This is a genomic window from Streptomyces sp. 4F14, from assembly GCF_048159485.1.
Taxonomy (GTDB): domain Bacteria; phylum Actinomycetota; class Actinomycetes; order Streptomycetales; family Streptomycetaceae; genus Streptomyces.
In genome coordinates, this window is the sequence record NZ_JBLRVY010000026.1 from 119878 (window position 1) to 140851 (window position 20974).

The 20974-nt window shown below is 71.0% G+C and carries 22 protein-coding genes; 14 read left to right on the forward strand and 8 right to left on the reverse strand.

The window, feature by feature from the left end; genetic code table 11:
• The first annotated feature begins 7 nt into the window (after positions 1-7).
• The 8 genes from ybeY (at position 8) to ACLZOT_RS35990 (ending at position 7224) form a co-directional block, all read left to right on the forward strand.
• The gene (gene ybeY, locus ACLZOT_RS35955; protein ID WP_416973344.1) at positions 8-505 is read left to right on the forward strand and encodes an rRNA maturation RNase YbeY; all 498 of its coding nucleotides are present in this window, start codon (positions 8-10) and stop codon (positions 503-505) included.
• Positions 502-1797 carry a hemolysin family protein gene (locus tag ACLZOT_RS35960; protein WP_416973345.1) on the forward strand — a complete coding sequence of 432 codons (1296 nt, stop codon included), beginning with the start codon at positions 502-504 and terminating at the stop codon, positions 1795-1797. Before ybeY ends, ACLZOT_RS35960 begins: the two co-directional genes overlap by 4 nt.
• The gene (locus tag ACLZOT_RS35965) at positions 1794-2153 is read left to right on the forward strand and encodes an MmcQ/YjbR family DNA-binding protein (protein ID WP_416973346.1); all 360 of its coding nucleotides are present in this window, start codon (positions 1794-1796) and stop codon (positions 2151-2153) included. The genes ACLZOT_RS35960 and ACLZOT_RS35965 overlap by 4 nt, the downstream gene beginning before the upstream one ends.
• An 11-nt stretch (positions 2154-2164) precedes the next feature.
• Positions 2165-3556: an SMI1/KNR4 family protein gene (locus ACLZOT_RS35970; RefSeq protein ID WP_416973347.1), complete on the forward strand. Its 1392-nt coding sequence runs from the start codon at positions 2165-2167 to the stop codon at positions 3554-3556.
• 63 nt (positions 3557-3619) lie between these two features.
• Entirely contained in the window at positions 3620-3982 is a 363-nt protein-coding gene (locus tag ACLZOT_RS35975; protein WP_416973348.1) for a cytidine deaminase, read from the forward strand.
• Positions 3983-4182: 200 nt separating this feature from the next.
• Complete coding sequence (locus ACLZOT_RS35980; protein WP_416973349.1) at positions 4183-4656, forward strand: hypothetical protein; 474 nt, start codon at positions 4183-4185, stop codon at positions 4654-4656.
• Positions 4657-4832: 176 nt separating this feature from the next.
• Complete coding sequence (locus ACLZOT_RS35985; protein WP_416973350.1) at positions 4833-6152, forward strand: beta-xylosidase; 1320 nt, start codon at positions 4833-4835, stop codon at positions 6150-6152.
• A gap of 91 nt (positions 6153-6243) precedes the next feature.
• Entirely contained in the window at positions 6244-7224 is a 981-nt protein-coding gene (locus ACLZOT_RS35990) for a WxL protein peptidoglycan domain-containing protein (protein WP_416973351.1), read from the forward strand.
• Positions 7225-7302: 78 nt separating this feature from the next.
• Here ACLZOT_RS35990 and ACLZOT_RS35995 read toward each other — a convergent pair whose 3' ends face one another.
• Both ACLZOT_RS35995 and ACLZOT_RS36000 read right to left on the reverse strand, forming a co-directional pair.
• Positions 7303-7641, reverse strand: a complete 339-nt coding sequence (locus tag ACLZOT_RS35995) for a P-II family nitrogen regulator (protein WP_416973352.1) — start codon at positions 7639-7641, stop codon at positions 7303-7305.
• Positions 7638-8948, reverse strand: a complete 1311-nt coding sequence (locus ACLZOT_RS36000) for an ammonium transporter (RefSeq protein WP_416973353.1) — start codon at positions 8946-8948, stop codon at positions 7638-7640. The genes ACLZOT_RS35995 and ACLZOT_RS36000 overlap by 4 nt, the downstream gene beginning before the upstream one ends.
• A 174-nt stretch (positions 8949-9122) precedes the next feature.
• Here ACLZOT_RS36000 and era point away from each other — a divergent pair, with 174 nt between their 5' ends.
• Positions 9123-10085 carry a GTPase Era gene (gene era, locus ACLZOT_RS36005; protein ID WP_416973354.1) on the forward strand — a complete coding sequence of 321 codons (963 nt, stop codon included), beginning with the start codon at positions 9123-9125 and terminating at the stop codon, positions 10083-10085.
• Between the two features lie 123 nt (positions 10086-10208).
• Here the strand turns inward: era and ACLZOT_RS36010 are convergent, their stop codons facing one another.
• The 3 genes from ACLZOT_RS36010 to ACLZOT_RS36020 form a co-directional block, all read right to left on the reverse strand.
• A complete protein-coding gene (locus ACLZOT_RS36010) occupies positions 10209-11522 on the reverse strand; it encodes a GH1 family beta-glucosidase (protein WP_416973355.1) in 1314 nt (437 codons plus the stop codon).
• A gap of 84 nt (positions 11523-11606) precedes the next feature.
• Positions 11607-11873 (reverse strand): protealysin inhibitor emfourin, encoded by a 267-nt coding sequence (locus ACLZOT_RS36015; protein WP_416973356.1) that lies wholly within the window; start codon positions 11871-11873, stop codon positions 11607-11609.
• A 22-nt stretch (positions 11874-11895) separates the two neighbouring features.
• Positions 11896-12963, reverse strand: coding sequence for a M4 family metallopeptidase (locus ACLZOT_RS36020; RefSeq protein WP_416973357.1), 1068 nt, complete (start codon positions 12961-12963; stop codon positions 11896-11898).
• A gap of 321 nt (positions 12964-13284) precedes the next feature.
• Between ACLZOT_RS36020 and leuA the strand changes: the two genes are divergently transcribed.
• Both leuA and ACLZOT_RS36030 read left to right on the forward strand, forming a co-directional pair.
• Positions 13285-15006 (forward strand): 2-isopropylmalate synthase, encoded by a 1722-nt coding sequence (leuA, locus tag ACLZOT_RS36025; RefSeq protein ID WP_416973358.1) that lies wholly within the window; start codon positions 13285-13287, stop codon positions 15004-15006.
• A gap of 181 nt (positions 15007-15187) precedes the next feature.
• On the forward strand, positions 15188-15883 hold the full coding sequence (locus ACLZOT_RS36030) for a TerB family tellurite resistance protein (protein ID WP_416973359.1): 696 nt from the start codon (positions 15188-15190) through the stop codon (positions 15881-15883).
• A gap of 19 nt (positions 15884-15902) precedes the next feature.
• Here the strand turns inward: ACLZOT_RS36030 and ACLZOT_RS36035 are convergent, their stop codons facing one another.
• Both ACLZOT_RS36035 and ACLZOT_RS36040 read right to left on the reverse strand, forming a co-directional pair.
• Complete coding sequence (locus ACLZOT_RS36035) at positions 15903-16994, reverse strand: hypothetical protein (RefSeq protein ID WP_416973360.1); 1092 nt, start codon at positions 16992-16994, stop codon at positions 15903-15905.
• Positions 16991-17581: a SigE family RNA polymerase sigma factor gene (locus ACLZOT_RS36040; protein ID WP_416973361.1), complete on the reverse strand. Its 591-nt coding sequence runs from the start codon at positions 17579-17581 to the stop codon at positions 16991-16993. The genes ACLZOT_RS36035 and ACLZOT_RS36040 overlap by 4 nt, the downstream gene beginning before the upstream one ends.
• Positions 17582-17652: 71 nt before the next feature.
• Here ACLZOT_RS36040 and ACLZOT_RS36045 point away from each other — a divergent pair, with 71 nt between their 5' ends.
• Positions 17653-18072, forward strand: a complete 420-nt coding sequence (locus ACLZOT_RS36045) for a protein-tyrosine phosphatase family protein (RefSeq protein WP_416973362.1) — start codon at positions 17653-17655, stop codon at positions 18070-18072.
• Here the strand turns inward: ACLZOT_RS36045 and ACLZOT_RS36050 are convergent.
• Positions 18069-19280 carry an MFS transporter gene (locus ACLZOT_RS36050; protein ID WP_416973363.1) on the reverse strand — a complete coding sequence of 404 codons (1212 nt, stop codon included), beginning with the start codon at positions 19278-19280 and terminating at the stop codon, positions 18069-18071. The genes ACLZOT_RS36045 and ACLZOT_RS36050 overlap by 4 nt on opposite strands.
• 45 nt (positions 19281-19325) lie before the next feature.
• Between ACLZOT_RS36050 and recO the strand changes: the two genes are divergently transcribed.
• Together recO and ACLZOT_RS36060 are read left to right on the forward strand one after the other, a co-directional pair.
• Positions 19326-20075: a DNA repair protein RecO gene (gene recO / locus ACLZOT_RS36055; RefSeq protein WP_416973364.1), complete on the forward strand. Its 750-nt coding sequence runs from the start codon at positions 19326-19328 to the stop codon at positions 20073-20075.
• A 17-nt stretch (positions 20076-20092) separates the two neighbouring features.
• Positions 20093-20944 carry an isoprenyl transferase gene (locus tag ACLZOT_RS36060; RefSeq protein WP_416973365.1) on the forward strand — a complete coding sequence of 284 codons (852 nt, stop codon included), beginning with the start codon at positions 20093-20095 and terminating at the stop codon, positions 20942-20944.
• Positions 20945-20974: the final 30 nt, after the last annotated feature.

Sequence of the window (20974 nt, forward strand, 5' to 3'; positions counted from 1 at the left end):
CAGCGCCATGTCGATCGACGTCAACAACGAGTCCGGAACCGAGGTCGACGAGCAGGCGATCCTCGACATCGCCCGCTACGCGCTGGCGCGGATGAGGATCCACCCGCTGTCGGAGCTGTCGGTGATCGTCGTGGACGCCGACGCGATGGAGCAGCTGCACATCCAGTGGATGGACCTGCCGGGCCCGACGGACGTGATGTCGTTCCCGATGGACGAGCTGCGCCCGCCGGCGAAGGACGACGAGGAGCTTCCGCAGGGGCTCCTCGGGGACATCGTCCTGTGCCCGGAGGTCGCGAAGAAGCAGGGTGAAGAGGCGCCGACGCAGCACTCCATGGACGAGGAGCTCCAGCTCCTGACGGTCCACGGGGTGCTGCACCTGCTGGGCTACGACCACGAGGAGCCGGACGAGAAGGCCGAGATGTTCGGCCTCCAGGCGGCCATCGTGGACGGCTGGCGCGGCGAGAAGGGCTTCACGGGCCCGTCCCCCGCACCGACCGTCTCATGAGCGTGCAGCTCGTCGCGGGCGCCGTCGCGCTGGTCGTCGTCGCCTGGCTCGCCGCCTGCGCGGAGGCGGGCCTCGCGCGCGTGTCCAGCTTCCGCGCGGAGGAGGCCGTCAAGTCGGGCCGCCGGGGCAGCGCGGGCCTCGCACAGGTCGCGGCCGACCCGACCCGCTATCTGAACGTGGCGCTGCTGGTCCGCGTGGCCTGCGAGATGGCGGCCGCCGCGCTCGTGACGTACGCCTGCCTCCAGGAGTTCGCCGAGACGTGGGCGGCGCTGCTGACCGCGATCGGCGTGATGGTCCTCGTCTCGTACGTCGCGGTCGGAGTCTCCCCGCGCACGATCGGCCGCCAGCACCCGCTGAACACGGCCACGGCGGCGGCGTACGTCCTGCTGCCGCTGGCCCGTGTCATGGGCCCGATCCCGTCGCTGCTGATCCTCATCGGCAACGCCCTCACCCCGGGCAAGGGCTTCCGGCGCGGCCCGTTCGCCTCCGAGGCGGAGCTGCGGGCGATGGTCGACCTCGCGGAGAAGGAGTCGCTGATCGAGGACGACGAGCGCCGGATGGTGCACTCCGTCTTCGAACTCGGTGACACCCTGGTACGGGAGGTCATGGTCCCCCGGACCGACCTCGTGGTCATCGAGCGGTACAAGACGATCCGCCAGGCGCTCACCCTGGCTCTCAGGTCGGGGTTCTCCCGGATACCCGTCACGGGTGAGAGCGAGGACGACATCGTCGGGATCGTCTACCTCAAGGACCTCGTCCGCAAGACGCACATCAGCCGTGAGGCGGAGTCCGACCTCGTCTCCACGGCGATGCGGCCCGCCGCGTTCGTCCCCGACACGAAGAACGCGGGCGACCTGCTGCGCGAGATGCAGCAGGAGCGCAACCACGTCGCCGTCGTCATCGACGAGTACGGCGGTACGGCCGGGATCGTCACCATCGAGGACATCCTGGAGGAGATCGTCGGCGAGATCACCGACGAGTACGACCGGGAACTCCCCCCGGTGGAGGACCTGGGCGACGACCGCCACCGCGTCACCGCGCGCCTCGACATCACCGACCTGGGCGAGCTGTACGGCCTGGAGGAGTACGACGACGAGGACGTCGAGACGGTCGGCGGGCTCCTCGCGAAGGCGCTGGGGCGGGTGCCGATCGCGGGTGCCTCCGCAGTAGTACGCCTTCCGGACGACCGGACGCTCCGGCTGACCGCCGAGGCGGCCGCCGGGCGGCGGAACAAGATCGTGACGGTGCTGGTCGAGCCCGTGGGGGACGATCCGGAGAAGGAGTCCGCGTGACCCCGGAGCAACTCCGTTCCCTGTGCCTGTCGTTCAACGCGGCCGTGGAGGACTTCCCGTTCTCGCCCGAGATCTCCGTCTTCAAGGTCGGCGGCAAGCTGTTCGCGTTGAGCTGGATGGACGCCGTACCCCTGAAGGTCAACCTCAAGTGCGACCCTGACGACGCCGTACGCCTCCGGGGGGAGTACCCAGGGGTGATCACTCCCGGGTATCACATGAACAAGCGCCACTGGAACACGGTCGACCTCACGGGCGACCTCCCGGCGTGGCTGGTGCGGGAGCTGGTGGAGGACTCGTACGACCTCGTCGTGGCCGGCCTGCCGAGAGCGGAGCGGCTGCGGCTGGACCGGCCCTAGGGGGGCTCTTCTTGTCTGCGCTGTACGAATTCGCGTTGTGGGAGCCGCTGTTGAGGCTCGTACGGGCGAGCAACACCTCGGCCCTCGCCGCGCCCGGCGGGTATGTGCGGGGGCATGTCGGGGTCGGCTCGTGGAGCGTTCCGGTGCACCGGCCCTCCCCGCCGCGCGGGCAGGCGGCGCAGGTGGAGGACATGCAGGAGGAGTGGGACGCGGTCCACGCGGTCATCGGCGCGCTCATGGAGGCCGGGGCCGGCCGGGTCGAGTTCGTGCTGGAGTCCGCGCCGGACGGAGGGACGACGCTGCGGCTGTACGGCCCGCACCCGCACGTGGAACCGGGGTACGGCGGCCCGCAGGGCGGTGCGCTGCTCCTCGTCGACGACGCCGTGCCCGAGCCCTGGCGCAGACTCCCCGAACCGGCGCCGGACGTGCTGCCGGCGCCGACGGCGGACCCCGGGGAACTGGAGCGGCTGCTGCGCGAGCGGCTCCCGGACGCGACCGGCGCCACCGAGGAGGAACTCGCCGCCACCGAGGCCCGGATCGGCGTAGCTCTCCCGGGGGAGCTGCGCTCCCTCTACGGGGTGGTGCGGGGCAACTGGGAGGACTGGGAGGACGACTACGACGCGGCGGACCGGGCGTACGGGGTCGTCGGCTGCGAACTGCTCCCGCTGGACCATGTGTACGTCGCGGACGCGTCGACCCGGCCGGCTCCATGGCAGTTCGGCGCGAAGGACGCGGTCGTCACGCGCCCCGGTGACGCGGTGCAGGGCGTGGTCGGTTCACCCGGCTGGATCGTCTTCGGCGGCAACGGCGGCGGTGACGCCGTCGCGCTGGACCTGACGCCGGGACCGGCCGGGCACCTCGGCCAGATCGTCCTGCTGGGCCACGAGGCGCACGTCGGCGCCGAGTTGCTCGCCGATTCCCTCACCGACCTGGTGCGCGACGGCGAGCGCGAGGAGAGCCGCGTCCGCCGCGACAGGCTTCCCGAGGTGGCCTACGTCAACCACAGCGCCGTCCGGAGTGTCGAGGACGCCGCTCACCCGGCGCTCGAAGTGCTGTCCCTCGGCGTGTGCGACGGCGAGCCGTTCAGCCTCGCCCCCGTCGTCGGCCTGCCTCGGCTGCGCACCCTCTCGGCCTACCCGGGTACCCTCGCGGAGCCACGCGAGATCGGCGGGCTGACCGGCCTGGAGTACCTCGAACTCCCCCCGGAGTACTGGCGGTCGCTCCTGGACGCCGGGGCCGTCCCACGGGGACTGCTGGCGGCAGCCATCGAGCCGGACGGCGCCCGCGAGCGCCACCACCCGCTCGACCTCGTAGCCCTCGCGAACGAGATCCTGGCGCTCTTCGGCCGCCCGCCGATCACCCCGACCGTCCTGGAGGGCGACCTCGGACCGGCCCCGGCCTGATCCCCCCGTACCGGAGAGCTACCTCACCCCGACCCCGGCCCACCCCGCTCGTATGCTCTGACCATGACCGACACCACCTCCCTCGGCTCCCTCGGCCCCGAGGACCGCAAGATCGTCACCCTCGCCCGTTCCGCGCGGGCCCGTAACGGTGTCCCGGAGGGGGCGGCCGTACGGGACGAGACGGGGCGGACGTACGTCGCGGCGACCGTCGAGCTGCCGTCGCTGAAGCTGAGCGCGCTGCGTACGGCGGTGGCGATGGCGGTGGCGTCCGGCGCGGAGTCCCTGGAGGCGGCGGCTGTCGTGACCGGTGGGGAAGGGGTCGCCGAGGAGGATCTCGCCGCCGTCCGGGACCTCGGGGGCGCGGGGACGCCGGTGTTGGTGGCGGGGCCCGACGGGACCGTACGGGACACGGTCGTCGCCGGCTGAACCGGCGTAGGCCGAACTGCCGTCGGGCGAACCGGCGTTGGCTGAAAAGGGGCCTTGCTCTCGGGCGTCTCCCACGCATCAATGGAGCCGTTGTTTCCGACGGGCCGTCAGATTTTCCCCACCGGGGCCGGAGTCCGCACCCTCCCGCCCCGATCGGCCGTCCGTCTCTCCCCAGACTCCGGGAAGGAGCCGGCAACCCCATGAGAGGCAAGCGAATCGGATCAGGTGCGGCAATGCTGGCCGGGGCCCTCGCGGTCACCGGTCTGGCGCTCGCTCCCACTGCCGCCGCCGTCACCCCGACGACGGCCACGTTCACCGCCAGCTGCGGCTTCTTCGGCGGCGGTGCGGCGACCCTGACGGCGACCCAGACCGGGACCGCCGCCACCCTCACGCTCTCCACCACCGCGGTCAAGGCGCCGCTCGGGATCGGCGCCAACACCATCAACTCCACGCTCACGATGGTGAATTCGACGGGTCCGAACCGGGTCTTCACCGGTACCGCGAACCCGGCGATGGCCGTCAACGACCCGATCACGGTGGGCCCGCTGAACGGCACCGTCGCCTCCGGCGACAAGCTGGACATCTACAACGGCGGCCTCGTGATGGTCGTCTTCGGCATCACCGTCACCTGTACGGCGACCGCACCGCAGACCCCTCCGTTCGTCTACAGCTGACCACCGGACGGATCTCTGCGTTCGCGAAGTGAGTTGACGGTCAGTCAGTTCCGGAGCTGACTGACCATCAGCTTTGTCCGTCGAGTCCATTGACTTCTTCACCCGCCTCCACGTCAATGCCCCCTGTCGGCGCAGAAGAGCCGCTGCGCCTTCACCCCAAGAAGGAGGGGGCACCCATGGGTCGCACACCCACTCGAAGACGGCGTCTGGTCTCGCTGCTCGGGACGGCCGTGCTCGCGGTCGGCGCGGGCGGGGCGCTCGCCTGCCCGGCGCAGGCCGCGACGAACGTGGACTACGCCACGCACTGCGTCCCGCCGCCCATCGCCGGACTCCCGCCGATCGACGGCACTACCACCGCGAAGATCTCCGTCGACAACACGTCGCCCAAGGTCGGCGACACCGTCAACGTCACGTACACGGTGGTCACTCCGGCCGCCGGCAACCCCACCGACCTGGCCCTGCCGGCCGACATCATGACGCCCACCGGGAAGGTCACCCTCGGCGGTGCCCAGACCGGCAGCATCACGGTCGCCGGGCCCAAGAAGAACGACCCGGTGCCCGGCCGGGCGCCCTTCCCGTCGTTCTCCATGACCGGGTCGTTCACCGTGACCGCGCCCGGCGCGATCACCCTCTCGCCCGGCGACTACAACATCCACACCAGCTACATCCTGGAGCTGGACACGCCCTGCACCGTCACCAACCCGCCCGCACCCGTGTCGGAGACGGTCACCGCGACGTCCAACCCGCCCGCCAACACCCGGACGATCTCGCTGGGTTCGGCATCGGGCGCACCCGGCGCGGCAGTTGCCGTCAGCGGCAGCAACTTCACCGCCGGCGCGACCGTCACGCTCGCCGGGCGCGCGGGCGCGAACCAGACCCAGGACACGGCCACGGTGACCGCCAACTCCAGTGGCGCGATCAGTGGTTCGCTCACCGTCAACGACCTCGCCACCACCGGTGTCGTCGCCTACGAGGGCAGCGCGTGGAGCGACGCGAAGGGGGCCGGACCGGCCGCGTACGTCGTCCTCGACGACACGCCCGTACCGCCCGGCAGCCAGAAGGTGACCGCCACCGTCAAGGCCGGGACGCTCGCCATGTCCCAGGCCGGGGACTCGGTCGCGCTCTCCGCCGTCGACTTCGGCAGCGGCAACGCGTCCACCGGCGCGCTCCAGGCCGTCACCGTCAAGGACTTCCGCGGCGGGCCCGCGGGCTGGTCCCTGACCGGCAAGGTCACCGACTTCACCGGGCCCGGCGCCAAGATCGCGGCGGGCAAGCTGAGTTGGACACCCGCCTGCACCACGAAGGCGGGCTCGCCCAGCACCTGCCAGGCGGGCAGCGCCGGTGTCATCGGCAGCGGAGGCGCGACTCTCGCCTCCACGCCCGACGGTACGGGCGCCGGCGGCGAGTTCACCGCCAACGCGCAACTGTCCCTCGACGTACCGGCGTTCACGCCTCCGGGCAGCTACGCCGGCGTCCTCACCCTCACGCTGACCTGAGCGCGGGGTATTAGACGGCCGGGCGTCCACCCCACTGGTCCGCATCCGCCCGACCGTCCACCTTCCCTTCGCACCAGGGGGGTTCGTCTCCATGCGGAAGCTCTTCGGGCTCGTCCCCGTTCTGCTGCTCCTGTTGCTGCCGGCTCCGGCTCGGGCCGCCGACAACGGGAGTTGGTCCGTCTATCCCGCGTCCACGGCTGTCGCCGCGCGGCCCTACTTCTTCGTCTCCGCCGACCCCGGACACACCGTGCGGGACAAGGTCGTCGTCGCCAACAAGACGGACCAGCCCATGAAGTTCCGGCTCTACGCGGCCGACGCGTACAACACCGCCCGTGACGGGGGCTTCGCCGTCAAGTCCGTGGGCGAGAAGATGCTCGGCGTCGGGGCGTGGGCCAGGCTGCCCGAGAGCGCGGTCACCGTGCCGGCCCGGGGGACCGTCACCGTGCCGTTCACGATCCAGGTGCCCGAAGGCGCCGAGCCCGGCGACCATCCCGGGGCGATCGTGGCGCTCGACGAGAAGGTCCAGAAGGGTGGGGGAGGGGTGGCGCTGGGAGTGCAGCGGGCCGTCGGGGCGCGGGTGTACTTGCAGGTCACGGGGCCCTCGCTGCCCGCGCTCGCGGTGGAGGACGTACGGATCGACCAGGACCGTCCGCTGGTCCCGGGCTTCGGGGACAGCACGGCGACCGTCTCGTACACGCTGCACAACACGGGCAACGTGACCCTCGACCCCCGGGTACGCCTCAAGGCGACGGGGCTGTTCGGACGTACGCTGCTGAACCGCGAACTGACCAAGGTGCCGGCGGAGTTGCTGCCGGGGCAGAGCGTGCGGCTTACGGAACGCTGGGGTCATGCACCCCAGTTGGACCGGGGGAAGGTGACGCTGACGGCTAGCGCCACGGGGACGGAGGAGAAGGGGAGTACGTCGTTCCTGGCGGTGCCGTGGGCTGCTGCGGGAGTACTCGTGGGGGTCGCTGTGGGAGCCGGGGTGCTGCTCAAATGGCGGCGCAGCCGCCCTCAAGGGGCGCGGGGAACTGCGCGACCAGCCACGATCGAGCCGCAGAAGGCCGTCTAGCTGGTGCGGCACCGTCGTGGCTTGTCGCGCAGTTCCCCGCGCCCCTAAGAAACGTGGTGCTGCTTGGTTCTTCGGCTTTCAGAGCGCGTCTGGGCCGCGTTCGCCCGTTCGTACCCTGACCACCGTCTCCACCGGCACCGCCCACACCTTCCCGTCCCCGATCTTCCCCGTCTGCGCGGCCTTGACGATCGCCTCGATCGCCGGCTCGGCGTCCGCGTCCTCCACGACCAGCTCGATCCGCACCTTGGGGACGAGGTCGATCTGGTACTCGGCGCCCCGGTAGACCTCCGTGTGACCCCGCTGACGGCCGTACCCGCTCGCCTCCGTCACGGTCAGACCGTGGATGCCGAGTTCCTGCAGCGCCGTCTTGACCGCGTCGAGGCGGTACGGCTTGACGATCGCGGTGATGAGCTTCATGCGGGCGGCGTCACTTTCTGGGTGGAGGGGAGGATGGACGCCGAGACAGGCGCACCGTGGCCGAGGACGCCGTGATCGTATGCGGTCTCGGCGTGCACCGTAAGGTCCAGGCCGGTGTGCTCGTGGTCCTCGTCGGCCCGGAACCCCATGACCTTGTCGATGAGCTTGCCGATGCCGTACGTCACTCCGAAGGCGTACACGGCTACGACCACGATCGCGACGGCCTGCTTGCCGAGCTGGCTCACCCCTCCGCCGTAGACCAGTCCCTCCGTGGAGCCAGTCATGGACTCGACGGCGAAGACGCCGATGAGGAGGGTCCCGATGACCCCGCCGACGAGGTGGACGCCGACGACGTCGAGGGAGTCGTCGTAGTTCAGCTTGAACTTCCAGCTCACGGCGTACGAGCAGACGACCCCCGCCGCGAGCCCGACGACGAGCGCGCCCGGCAGGGAGACGGACCCGCAGGACGGGGTGATGGCGACGAGCCCGGCGACCGCGCCGGACGCCGCGCCCAGCGTCGTGGGGTGGCCGTCGCGCCGCTGCTCGACGAAGAGCCAGCCCAGCAGCCCGGTGCAGCCGGCGGCGAGGGTGTTGAGGAACGCGGCGGCGGCGAGCCCGTTCGCGCCGAGCGCGGACCCGGCGTTGAACCCGAACCACCCGAACCACAGGAGCCCGGCACCGAGGACGACCATGGGGAGGTTGTGCGGGCGCATGGCATCGCGTTTGAACCCCAGACGCGGTCCCACGACGATCGCGAGGGCCAGTCCGGACGCCCCCGAGGTGATTTCCACCGGCAGTCCGCCCGCGAAATCGAGCGCGCCGAGGTGCGTTAGGATCCACCCGCCGGGCCCCCAGACCCAGTGCGCGATCGGAACGTATACGAGCAGCGTCCACAGAGGGACGAAAACCAGCCAGGCCCCGAACTTCGCCCGGTCCGCGATGGCCCCGCTGATCAGCGCGGCCGTGATGATCGCGAAGGTCAGCTGGAAGGTCGCGAACAGCAGGGTCGGTACGGTGCCCTGGACGCTGTCCGGGGTGAGCCCGGCCATGCCCGCGTGCGCGAGGCCGCCGATCAGCCCGGCGCCGGCGTCCTCGCCGAAGACGAGGGAGTAGCCGACGGCGAGCCAGACGACCGTCACGAGGGCGATCGACACGAAGCTCATCATCAGCATGTTGAGGACGCTCTTCGTGCGGACCATGCCGCCGTAGAACAGGGCCAGGCCCGGGGTCATCAGCAGGACGAGGGCGGTCGCGGCGAGCAGCCAGGCGGTGTCGCCGGTGTTCACCTGCGAGGCGGCGAGGGGCACGGGGGTCTCCAACGGGGTCGGGGCTCGTCAGAGGGTCACCGGTTCCCGTTTCCGGGCGCGTACGGATGTGTTTCGGCGGCGTTTCGTTGCGTGCGGGTTTCCGGAAACTCACCGTGGGGGTGGTCCGCCGCTCGTGTGTGCGGCGGTGCTTCGTGGATCAGGGAGAATGGGGGTATGAGCGTTCGTTCCCAGTCATCCTCGCCGTCCGAGAACTCGGGCGGCGCCGCCCACCGTGCGGGCTTCGCGTGCTTCGTGGGGCGTCCCAACGCGGGCAAGTCCACCCTCACGAACGCTCTCGTCGGCAAGAAGGTGGCGATCACCTCCAACCGGCCGCAGACGACCCGGCACACCGTGCGCGGCATCGTCCACCGCGAGGACGCGCAGCTGATCCTCGTCGACACGCCTGGCCTGCACAAACCGCGCACGCTGCTCGGGGAGCGGCTGAACGACGTGGTCCGTACGACGTGGGCCGAGGTCGACGTCATCGGGTTCTGCCTGCCCGCGAACGAGAAGCTCGGCCCCGGTGACCGGTTCATCGCCAAGGAGCTGGCCGGCATCAAGCGCACGCCCAAGGTCGCCGTCGTCACCAAGACCGACCTCGTGGACTCCAAGACCCTCGCCGAGCAGCTCATCGCGATCGACCTGCTCGGCAAGGAGCTGGGCATCGAGTGGGCGCAGATCGTGCCGGTGTCGGCGGTCGCGGGCCAGCAGGTGGAACTCCTCGCGGACCTCCTGGCGCCGATGATGCCGCAGAGCCCGCCGCTCTACCCCGAGGGCGACCTCACGGACGAGCCCGAGCAGGTCATGGTCGCCGAGCTGATCCGCGAAGCCGCCCTGGAGGGCGTCCGCGACGAGCTCCCCCACTCGATCGCCGTGGTCGTCGAGGAGATGCTCCCCCGCGAGGACCGCCCCGCGGACAAGCCCCTCCTCGACATCCACGCGAACATCTACATCGAGCGCTCCAGCCAGAAGGGCATCATCATCGGCCCCCAGGGCCGCCGCCTGAAGGACGTGGGCATCAAGTCCCGCAAACAGATCGAGGCCCTCCTCGGCACCCCGGTCTTCCTGGACCTGCACGTGAAGGTCGCGAAGGACTGGCAGCGGGACCCGAAGCAGCTCCGGAAGCTGGGCTTCTGATGGGTGGAGGGTGGGGCGCCCCGGCCGCGCGGCGGTAGCCGCAAATTGATACAGCCTGGACCTGCACGTGAAGGTCGCCAAGGACTGGCAGCGGGACCCGAAGCAGCTCCGGAAGCTGGGCTTCTAGCGCCGCTGGGCCCGCAGCGCCTCCCGGTACCACGCGTACGACGCCTTGGGTGTCCTCTCCTGCGTCGCGTAGTCCACGTGCACCAGCCCGAAGCGGCGGGCGAAGCCCTCGGCCCACTCGAAGTTGTCGAGGAGGGACCAGACGAAGTAGCCGCGTACGTCCACGCCGGACTCCAGCGCCCGGTGGAGGGCCTGGATGTGGGTGGCGTGGTAGGCGATGCGGGACTGGTCGTCGAGGCCCTCGTAGGAGCAGCCGTTCTCGGTGATGACGACCGGGGGGAGTCTGTCGGCGTAGCGGGACTTGAAGGTGGTGAGGAGTTCCGTGAGGGCCTCCGGGACCACCGGCCAGCCGAAGTCCGTTGTCGGGACGCCCTCGATCTCCCGTACGGAGAAGGGGAGTTCGGCCGGCATCGTGACGCCGCCGAAGCTGATCTCCTCGCCCTGGGGGGCGCCGACGCGGGTGGGGGCGTAGTAGTTGACGCCGTACCAGTCGAGGGGCTCGGAGATGGTCTTGAGGTCGGCCGACACGTCGCCCGGCATCAACTCGCCCAGGCCGTCCGGGTATTCGCCCAGGAGGACCGGTTCGACGAAGAGGCGGTTGAGGAGCGTGTCGTAGAAGGCCGCCGCCTCGACGTCGGCCTGTTCCTGCGACGCGGGCCAGACCGGCCCGTGGGAGTTGGTGATCGCGACGTCGCTCGCGCCGGCCGCGCGCAGGGCCTGGACGGTGAGGCCGTGGGCCAGGAGCTGGTGGTGGGCGACGGGCAGGGAGTCGAAGAGGAGCTGCTTGCCGGGGGCGTGCGTACCGAGCGCGTGGCCCAACAGGGTGTGTTCCGCGGGCTCGTTGAGGGTGATCCACTTCGAGACGCGGTCGCCGAGGCGGGCGGCGACGACGGCCGCGTGCTCCGCGAGCCGGGACGCGGTGTCGCGCTCCAGCCAGTCCAGGCCGACGGGCAGGTCCCAGTGGAAGAGGGTGGGGACGGGACGGATGCCGGCCGCGAGGAGTTCGTCCACGAGCCGGTCGTAGAAGTCCAGCCCGCCCGGCGCCTGGACGCGCGGCCACGACACGGAGAACCGGTACGCGTCCACCCCGAGCCCGGCGAGCAGCGCGACGTCCTCGCGGTACCGGTTGACGTGATCGCAGGCGACCTCGGCCGTGGACCCGTCCTTGACCTTCCCCGGTTCCCCGGAGAAGGCGTCCCACACCGAGGGTCCCCGCCCTGCGGCCCCCTCGATCTGATGCGCCGAGGTGGACACTCCCCAGAGGAAGTCGGCCGGGAACCGGGGTATCGCGTTGCCTGCGTCGAGAGCCATGCGCGGATCATCCGTACCGACGGGTAGGGAAGTCAACGCCCTGACGGGCAGGCGCCCCGGAATCCCCCTCCGGAACGCCTTCCCTCATGCCCCTTCCTTCAACACCCGTGAGATCAGCGCCCGTTGCTCCGCCGTCAGCCGGGGGTCCGCCGCGTACACGGTCTTTCCGTCCACCGTGATCTCGTAGCTGAACCCGTCCGGTACCCCGATCGGGCGGACCGTCCGGCCCCCGGCGAGCGCCAGTTCCGCGAGGGTGTGCCACTCGGCCGCGTCGGGGCGGCCGGTGGTGTCGAGCTGTGCGTACCGTTCGATGCCGGCGAACCCGCCGGTGCGTCGTACCTGAATCCGCATGACGGCCTGTCTAGTACAGATCTCAGGCGGTGGGCACCCCTACCTGGGTCCAGGCGGACGTGACGGCCTTGAGGACGTCGCCCTCGCCGTAGCGGGCCTTCGCCGCGGCGACCGTGAGCTTCGCGAAGTCGGGGAAGCGCGCGTCGTCGGCCAACTCCCCGCCCGTCAGGGTGTCGTACCAGACCTGGCCGGCCTTCTCCCAGGCGTTGCCGCCGAGTTCGGTGGCGAAGAGGTAGAACGCGTGGTTGGGGATCCCGGAGTTGATGTGGACGCCGCCGTTGTCGCGGTTGGTCTTGACGTAGTCGGCCATGGTCGCGGGCTGCGGGTCCTTGCCGAGGACGTCGTCGTCGTACGCGGTCCCCGGGGCCTTCATGGAGCGCAGGGCCTCGCCGCGGTCGACGGCGGGGCCGAGGAGGCCGGCGCCGATGAGCCAGTCGGCCTGGTCGGCGCTCTGCCCGAGGGCGTACTGCTTGATGAGGGAGCCGAAGACGTCGGACACGGACTCGTTGAGGGCGCCGGACTGGCCGTAGTACTCCAGGTTGGCGGTGTACTGGGTGACGCCGTGGGTGAGTTCGTGCCCGATGACGTCGACCGGGATGGTGAAGTCGAGGAACAGCTCGCCGTCCCCGTCGCCGAACACCATCTGCTGGCCGTCCCAGAACGCGTTGTCGTAGTCGCGGTCGTAGTGGACGGTCGCGTCGAGCGCGAGCCCGCTGCCGTCGATGGAGTCGCGGCCGTACGCGTTCAGGAACAGGTCGAACGTCGCGCCGAGCCCGGCGTACGCGCGGTTGACGGTGGCGTCCTTGCCGGGCTCGGAGCCCTCGGCGCGGACCTTGCGGCCCGGCAGGTCGGTGGTGTGCTGGGCGTCGTAGATGGTGCGCCTGGGCTTGCCGGTGCCGGCGGCGGGCGCGGCGGCGGTCAGGCCGCGCGCGATGGCGACCCGGCGGCGGGTGCGCTGGAGTGAGTCGCGCTCCAGGGTGCGGGCGACGCGGTCGGCGATGGCCGGGTCCTCGTGGCGGGCCACGTGGTCGAGGACGTGTGGCGGGATGATCGTGCAGAAGACGGGCTCGAAGCCCCCGTGGTGAGTCATGTCGGGCACCTTGGCACTGCGTCACGCGCCTGTCACTACCCGCAACCATGATTGGTGAAATACGCGGACATACGGCCGTGAGCCATGCCGTTGTGTGGTACGGCGCACGTTTCGTCCCGTTCGTCCCACCGGTCCCGCATACTGGGACGGAGCCGCGCCCCACCCGCGCCTCCGCTAGAGTGCGGAGCACTATGCGTTTCGGGCTGCTCCTCCTTAGCTGCCGCGGCGAGGGCCTGTAAAGAAGGCCGACTCCCTCCCCGCGGAGTTTTGGCGTTGCGTGTCGGCCGGTTCATCCGGACCCCCTTGAGGAGCCTGAATCCCATGGCGAACCGCCAGCAGCCCAGCCAGATGCCGATCCACAAGTACGGGCAGTACGACCAGGTCGACATCCCCGACCGCACCTGGCCCGGCAAGCGGATCACCGCCGCCCCCCGCTGGCTCTCCACCGACCTGCGCGACGGCAACCAGGCCCTGATCGACCCCATGTCGCCCGAGCGCAAGCGCCGGATGTTCGACCAGCTGGTCAAGATGGGCTACAAGGAGATCGAGGTCGGCTTCCCGGCCTCCGGACAGACCGACTTCGACTTCGTGCGCTCGATCATCGAGGAAGAGGGCGCGATCCCGGACGACGTCACGATCTCCGTACTGACCCAGGCCCGCGAGGACCTGATCGAGCGGACCGTCGAGTCCCTGAAGGGCGCCAGGCGCGCGACCGTCCACCTGTACAACGCGACCGCGCCGGTCTTCCGCCGCGTCGTCTTCCGCGGCTCCAGGGACGACATCAAGCAGATCGCCGTCGACGGCACCCGCCTGGTGATGGAGTACGCGGAGAAACTGCTGGGCCCCGAGACCGAGTTCGGCTACCAGTACTCCCCGGAGATCTTCACCGACACCGAGCTGGACTTCGCGCTGGAGGTCTGCGAGGCGGTGATGGACGTCTACCAGCCAGGACCGGGCCGCGAGATCATCCTCAACCTGCCCGCCACGGTGGAGCGTTCGACCCCCTCCACGCACGCCGACCGCTTCGAGTGGATGGGCCGCAACCTGACCCGCCGCGAGCACGTCGTCCTGTCCGTCCACCCGCACAACGACCGCGGTACGGCCGTCGCGGCGGCCGAACTGGCGCTGATGGCCGGCGCCGACCGCATCGAGGGCTGCCTCTTCGGCCAGGGCGAGCGCACCGGCAACGTCGACCTGGTCACCCTGGGCATGAACCTCTTCTCCCAGGGCGTCGACCCGCAGATCGACTTCTCCGACATCGACGAGATCCGTCGTACGTGGGAGTACTGCAACCAGATGGAGGTCCACCCGCGCCACCCGTACGTGGGCGACCTGGTCTACACGTCCTTCTCCGGCTCCCACCAGGACGCCATCAAGAAGGGCTTCGACGCGATGGAGGCGGACGCCGCCGCCAAGGGCGTCACCGTCGACGACATCGAGTGGGCCGTGCCGTACCTGCCCATCGACCCCAAGGACGTGGGGCGTTCCTACGAGGCCGTCATCCGCGTCAACTCGCAGTCCGGCAAGGGCGGGATCGCGTACGTCCTGAAGAACGACCACAAGCTGGACCTGCCGCGCCGGATGCAGATCGAGTTCTCGAAGCTGATCCAGGCGAAGACCGACGCCGAGGGCGGCGAGGTCACCGGCTCGGACATCTGGTCCGTCTTCCGCGACGAGTACCTGCCCAACCCCGAGAACCCCTGGGGCCGGATGCAGCTCAAGGCGGGCCAGTCGACCACCGACAAGGACGGCGTGGACACGCTGACCGTCGAGGCCGAGGTCGACGGCACGGAGATGACGTTGGTCGGCACGGGCAACGGTCCGATCTCGGCCTTCTTCCACGCGCTCCAGGGCATCGGCATCGACGTACGCCTGCTGGACTACCAGGAGCACACGATGAGCGAGGGCGCGTCCGCGCAGGCCGCCTCCTACATCGAGTGCGCCGTCGGTGACAAGGTCCTGTGGGGTATCGGGATCGACGCGAACACGACCCGCGCCTCCCTGAAGGCGGTCGTCTCCGCCGTCAACCGCGCGACGCGATAACCCACCTGTTCGGGTAAGGGGCCCCGGCCGTCGGCAGGACGGTCGGGGCCCCGTCGTATATCGGCCATCTGTAGGTGCAGATCACGGGCAGGTCTCGTCGAAGGTGCTGACTGCACCCATCCGATGTGGCTAACATCACGCAGACGTGGCGATGAGGCCGCGCTGGTGACGGAGGTGCGACGTGCTGCCAGGACCGGGACGAGACAGCCGGGCCACCGGGGTTGCCCGCATCCTGGGGATCCGCACCGCGTGGACGCCCGTGGGGGACGGGGAGTTCTTCTGCCCCGGCTGCGGCGGGGACCGCAACTACCAGCGACTGACCGGGCGTCGCCGGTTCACCTGCCTGGGGGTACCCGTACTGCCCCGGGGTGAGACCGGGCCCGTCGTCGAATGCGCCGCCTGCCGCCGGCACTTCCCCACCGACGTCCTCGACCACCCCACCACCACCCGCTTCTCCGCGATGCTCCGCGACGCCGTCCACACGGTCGCCCTCGCGGTCCTCACCGCGGGCGGCACGTCCTCCCGCACGGCCCTCGACACGGCCACCGCCGCCGTGCGCGCCGCCGGGTTCCAGGACTGTACGGGGGAGCAGCTCGTGGCCCTCGTGGAGGCGGTCGCGGCGGACACCGGGCGCGCGTACGGGACGCCCTGCGGGCCGGGGCTCGCCATAGAGCTGCACGAGGCGCTCGACCCGCTCGCGCCCCATCTCGCCGCCGTGGGGCGGGAGTCGATCCTCCTCCAGGGCGCCCGGATCGCCCTCGCGGACGGGCCCTACACGCCCGCCGAGCGCGAGACGCTGGCGACCGTGGGGGTGGCGCTCGCGATCGGGGCCGAGGACGTCACGCGGCTGCTGGCGGCGGCCCGGACACCGTCGTAGTACCTGCGGGGGACGGGTATCAGGGCAGGGCGCGCTCGTACGTCTCGTCGTCGTCCGAGTCGTAGACGAGCCTCCCGCCGGAGTCGTACCCCTTGAGGTGGGGGGCCAGGGTGACCTGGCGGTCCAGGACGCCCGTCGCGACGTACCAGCCGTGGTCCAGGGCCGCTTCCACCGGGGTGGAGCCGCCGTACGACGCCGTCACCCGGGTCACCTGCGCGGGGACGTACGTGCCGATGACGCCCCAGCGGAACGGGAGTTTCCAGTTGCCGCGGTCGATGAACGACTGCTGGTAGAGCTTGCCGCTGTTGAAGTCCGGGTGGACCAGGGGGACGGAACCGTCGGAGAGGTCGGCGCCGCCGCTGTTGATGCCCTCGGCCTTGCCGCCCTTCAGCGTGCAGATCAGGCGGACCGGGTCCGGCTTCTTCTGGACGGCGACCACATAGACGCCGTCGCCGGGGGAGTTGGAGTCGCCGGTGCTGGGCATCGCGAGGAGGACGCGGAAGTCCGACGCCTCGCCCAGCCCCTCTTCTCCGGGGTGCCTCACACCCGAACGCTCGTAGGCGAGGCACTTCTCCAGGCCGTCCGCGGCCTCGGCGAAGGTGACACCGCCGACGAGCTGCCCCTCGGTGGCCGGGCGGTCGGGACCCGCTACGACAACACCGGGCACCGGGGTCGGGCCGCCGGAGGCGCCGGGGTTTCGGTAGGCGTTGGAGCCACCCGAGCCACCCGAGCCACCCGAGCCACCGGGCCCGCCGGACTCACCGGCATCGCCGGAGCCACCGGGTTTGCCGGAGTCACCGGAGTCACCGGGGTCGCCCGAGGCGCCCGAGCCGCTCGGCGCACCGGCCGAAGACTCCGCCACCACCGCGTCCGCCCGCTCCCCCCGGACCACCGCCCACGTCCCCACCGGCACGACCGCCAGCGCCGCGATCACCGCGCCCGCCACGGCGAGCCGCCGCCTGCGCTCCACCACCCCCTGCCGCCGGATCGCCGGATACGGCACCGGCGAGGGACTGATCGCGTACGCGTCCTCGGCGAGCAACTCCCGTACCCAGTCCTCGGCGTCACCGCCCCCGGCGTCCCCCCGCCGCCCGTCCTGCTCACCGCTCATCGCCGGCTCCTTTCTGGAAGTGTCGGGGCGGGGACGAGGGCCGCCCCAGGCCCGGACGTCCGAGGGGAGGGCCCACCCCCGTGGGGCCCACCTCCGGACGTCCGGGCCAGCTCTGGATGCGCACGGAGCTTCGCGAGCCCCTTCGACGCCTGGCTCTTCACGGTCCCCTGCGAGCAGCCCAGCACCTCGGCGACCTCCGCCTCGGAGAGGTCCTCCCAGTAGCGCAGGACGATCACCGCCCTTTGCCGGGGCGGGAGTTCGGCGAGCGCGGCGAGGAGGGCGCCGCGCTCCTCGACGGGATGCTCCGGGCAGGAGACGGTGTCGGGCGGGGCGGCCGTCAGCGACTCGCGCACCCGCTGCTTGCGGAAGCGGTCGTTGTTGCAGGTGACGAGCATGCGGCGGACGTACGCCTCGGGGCTGTCGGCCCGCGAGACCCGCCGCCAGGACCGGTACGCCTTGGCGAGGGCGGTCTGCGTCAGGTCCTCCGCGTGGTGCGCGTCCCCCGTCAGCAGATACGCCGTCCGCACCAGCCGCGTCCACCGCGACCGGACGAACTCCTGGAACTGCTCTTCCAGTTCGTCACGCATCAAGTACGCCTCCTCGCCCTCCAGACCACACAGGGAGCGCAAAGGGTTGCCCGGGAGGCAAGATTCGGTGGATGGAGATCTGGGAGAGCGACACACCGGGCGTACTGGAACTGCCGTCGGGCCGCAGGATCCGGGGCAGAGGGCTGCGCCACCCGGCCCCCGCCGCCGCCCCCACCTACGGCCTCTACCTCCTCGGCAGCCCGCCCCCGCCCCACGACTGGCCCTCCCGCTGGCTGTGCTGGCCCGACTTCCGGCTGCCCAAGGACCGCGAGGACGCCCGGGACGCCCTCACGGAGGCATGGCGCAGGGCCGCCACGGAACGCGTCGAGGTGGCGTGCGGGGGAGGCCGGGGCCGTACGGGCACGGCGCTGGCGTGCCTGGCGGTCCTGGACGGCGTACCGGCGGACGAGGCCGTGGAGTTCGTCCGCCGGAACTACCACCGCCGGGCCGTGGAGACGCCCTGGCAGAGCCGGTACGTACGCCGGTTCTAGCCCGCGACCGTCTCGGCCGGGGCCGCCGCCTTGCGAACCCCCAGCAGCATCAAGGGAGTTGCCAGCAGGACCAGCCCCGCCAGGCCCAGCGCCGTCCGGGTGCCCGTCAGGCCCGCGACCACGCCCCACAGCGCCGTCAGTGACGCGATGCCCGCCTTCGTGCTCACCGACCACGCGGACAGGACCCGGGCCACGCGGTCGGACGGCGTCGACTCCAGGCGGAAGGTGGCGAGGACGGTGTTGTAGGCGGCGGAGCAGGTGATCAGGGCGAACTCGACCAGCATGATCAGGGCCAGCCCCGGCACGCCGGCGCTCACGAAGGCGAGGCCCACCGGCCAGCAGGCCCGCAGTGTGCCGGTCCACAGCAGCATCCGGTGCCGCCCCCAGCGGGGGACCAGGCGCCGGGCCAGCCGGGAGCCGATCAGGCCGCCGACGCAGGGGACGGCGAAGGCGAGCGCGTACTGCCAAGGGGGGACGCCGAGTTCACCGAGCATGAGCACCGCGAGGAGCGGCATCCCGGCCATGATCAGGCCGTTGACGACCATCGCGTTGAGGAGGAGGGGGCGCAGGACGGGGTGGGCGAGGATGTAGCGCCAACCCTCAAGCAGCTCACGCCAGTTCAGGGTGGGCGCCTTCGCCGGTTCGGGTTCCTCGCCCTTCACCCGTGCCAGGCCCAGCGCCGAGAGCAGGAAGCTCACCGCGTTCGCGACGACCGTGACGACCGGTCCGACGGCCCCGATCGCGGCGCCGCCCAGCGGCGGGCCCACCATCGTCGCCGTCCACATCGTCGACTCGAACCGCCCGTTGGCCGCGAGCAACTGGTCTCTGGGGACCAGCCACTTCACGAACGCCCCGCTCGCCGAGGTGAACGTGATGTCGGCCGTGGACACGACCACCGACACCAGCAGCAACTGCGCGAGCCCCAGCACCCCGAGCGCGTACGCCAGCGGCACGCTCAGCAGCGCCACGCACCGCACGACGTCCATCGCGACCATCACCGGCCGCTTGCGCCGGTACTCCACCCACGGCCCCAGCGGCACCGCCGCCAGCGCCCCCACGGCCGGCCCCACCGCCGCCAGCGCCGACACCGCCGCCGGGCTCGCGTCCAGCGCCAGCACGGCGATCATCGCGAACGCGTCGAACGCCAGCCACGTACCGAACACACTGACCGCGTACGCCCCCCACAACCACCGGAAGTCCCGCCCCACCGACGCCCCGCCTTCCCAAAAGCCGCTCGATGCGAGAATGAGCCCATGAGCTTGTTCCGCGACGACGGCATCGTCCTTCGGACCCAGAAGCTCGGCGAAGCCGATCGCATCATCACCCTGCTCACACGCGGCCATGGCAGGGTACGCGCCGTCGCTCGGGGCGTGCGGCGGACAAAGTCGAAGTTCGGGGCGCGTCTGGAACCTTTCTCCCACGTCGATGTGCAGTTCTTTACCCGGGGGAGTGAACTGGTCGGCCGCGGACTGCCGTTGTGTACGCAGAGTGAGACCATCGCGCCGTACGGTGGCGGGATCGTGAGCGACTACACGCGGTACACCGCCGGGACGGCCATGCTGGAGACGGCCGAGCGGTTCACGGACCACGAGGGGGAGCCGGCGGTGCAGCAGTACCTGCTCCTGGTGGGGGCGCTCAGGACGCTGGCCCGCGGCGAGCACACCCCGCACCTCGTCCTCGACGCGTTCCTGCTGCGCTCGCTCGCCGTCAACGGCTACGCCCCCAGCTTCGGCGACTGCGCCAAGTGCGGCCTGCCGGGACCCAACCGCTTCTTCTCCGTCGCCTCCGGCGGCAGCATCTGCGTCGACTGCCGCGTCCCCGGCAGCGTCGTACCCTCCCCGCAGACCTTGGTCCTCCTGGGCGCGCTGCTTACGGGAGACTGGGAGACGGCGGACGCGGCGGAGAACCGGCACGTCCGGGAGGGCAGCGGGCTGGTGTCCGCCTATCTGCACTGGCACCTGGAGCGCGGACTGCGCTCGCTGCGGTACGTGGAAAAGACCTAGAGGGAGACGAGAAGGACATGGTCGTACGCGGGATCCTGGGGCGTCAGCGGCGCGAGTACCGGGCGCCGGAGCCGCACCCCTCCGGCGCGCGTCCGCCGAAGCTCCCCGGCGAGCTGGTGCCGGAGCACGTGGCGATCGTCATGGACGGCAACGGCCGCTGGGCCAAGGAGCGCGGACTGCCCCGCACGGAGGGCCACAAGGTCGGCGCCGAGCAGGTCCTCGACGTCCTCCAGGGCGCCGTCGAGATGGGTGTGAGGAACATCTCCCTCTACGCCTTCTCCACCGAGAACTGGAAGCGCTCGCCCGACGAGGTCCGCTTCCTGATGAACTTCAACCGCGACTTCATCCGCAAGAGCCGCGACCAGCTCGACGCGCTCGGCATCCGCGTGCGCTGGGTCGGCCGGATGCCGAAGCTGTGGAAGTCGGTCGCGCAGGAGCTCCAGGTCGCCCAGGAGCAGACCAAGGGCAACGACAAACTGACCCTCTACTTCTGCATGAACTACGGCGGCCGCGCCGAGATCGCCGACGCGGCGAAGGCCCTCGCGGAGGACGTGAAGGCGGGCCGGCTCGACCCCTCCAAGGTCACCGAGAAGACCCTCGCGAAGTACCTGTACTACCCGGACATGCCGGACGTCGACCTCTTCCTGCGCCCCAGCGGCGAGCAGCGCACCTCCAACTACCTGATCTGGCAGAGCGCGTACGCCGAGATGGTCTTCCAGGACGTCCTGTGGCCCGACTTCGACCGCCGCGACCTGTGGCGGGCCTGCGTCGAGTTCGCCTCCCGCGACCGCCGCTTCGGCGGGGCCATCCCGAACGAGGAACTCCTCGCGATGGAGGGCAGGACCGCGGAGGGGGAGACGGCCACCTGAGCGCCACCGGGGGTTCACACGGCTCACGGA

What these genes read in the sequence shown, in the direction of transcription:
- ACLZOT_RS35960 (WP_416973345.1), top strand. Translation starts at nt 502, where the DNA reads ATGAGCGTGCAGCTCGTCGCGGGCGCCGTCGCGCTGGTCGTCGTCGCC.
- ACLZOT_RS35995 (WP_416973352.1), bottom strand. Translation starts at nt 7,641, where the DNA reads ATGAAGCTCATCACCGCGATCGTCAAGCCGTACCGCCTCGACGCGGTC.
- ACLZOT_RS36035 (WP_416973360.1), bottom strand. Translation starts at nt 16,994, where the DNA reads ATGAGCGGTGAGCAGGACGGGCGGCGGGGGGACGCCGGGGGCGGTGAC.
- ACLZOT_RS35980 (WP_416973349.1), top strand. Translation starts at nt 4,183, where the DNA reads ATGAGAGGCAAGCGAATCGGATCAGGTGCGGCAATGCTGGCCGGGGCC.
- ACLZOT_RS36045 (WP_416973362.1), top strand. Translation starts at nt 17,653, where the DNA reads ATGGAGATCTGGGAGAGCGACACACCGGGCGTACTGGAACTGCCGTCG.
- ACLZOT_RS36010 (WP_416973355.1), bottom strand. Translation starts at nt 11,522, where the DNA reads ATGGCTCTCGACGCAGGCAACGCGATACCCCGGTTCCCGGCCGACTTC.
- ACLZOT_RS36060 (WP_416973365.1), top strand. Translation starts at nt 20,093, where the DNA reads ATGGTCGTACGCGGGATCCTGGGGCGTCAGCGGCGCGAGTACCGGGCG.
- era (WP_416973354.1), top strand. Translation starts at nt 9,123, where the DNA reads ATGAGCGTTCGTTCCCAGTCATCCTCGCCGTCCGAGAACTCGGGCGGC.
- ACLZOT_RS36020 (WP_416973357.1), bottom strand. Translation starts at nt 12,963, where the DNA reads ATGACTCACCACGGGGGCTTCGAGCCCGTCTTCTGCACGATCATCCCG.
- ACLZOT_RS36040 (WP_416973361.1), bottom strand. Translation starts at nt 17,581, where the DNA reads ATGCGTGACGAACTGGAAGAGCAGTTCCAGGAGTTCGTCCGGTCGCGG.
- ACLZOT_RS35975 (WP_416973348.1), top strand. Translation starts at nt 3,620, where the DNA reads ATGACCGACACCACCTCCCTCGGCTCCCTCGGCCCCGAGGACCGCAAG.
- ACLZOT_RS36015 (WP_416973356.1), bottom strand. Translation starts at nt 11,873, where the DNA reads ATGCGGATTCAGGTACGACGCACCGGCGGGTTCGCCGGCATCGAACGG.
- ACLZOT_RS35985 (WP_416973350.1), top strand. Translation starts at nt 4,833, where the DNA reads ATGGGTCGCACACCCACTCGAAGACGGCGTCTGGTCTCGCTGCTCGGG.
- ybeY (WP_416973344.1), top strand. Translation starts at nt 8, where the DNA reads ATGTCGATCGACGTCAACAACGAGTCCGGAACCGAGGTCGACGAGCAG.
- recO (WP_416973364.1), top strand. Translation starts at nt 19,326, where the DNA reads ATGAGCTTGTTCCGCGACGACGGCATCGTCCTTCGGACCCAGAAGCTC.
- ACLZOT_RS35990 (WP_416973351.1), top strand. Translation starts at nt 6,244, where the DNA reads ATGCGGAAGCTCTTCGGGCTCGTCCCCGTTCTGCTGCTCCTGTTGCTG.
- leuA (WP_416973358.1), top strand. Translation starts at nt 13,285, where the DNA reads ATGGCGAACCGCCAGCAGCCCAGCCAGATGCCGATCCACAAGTACGGG.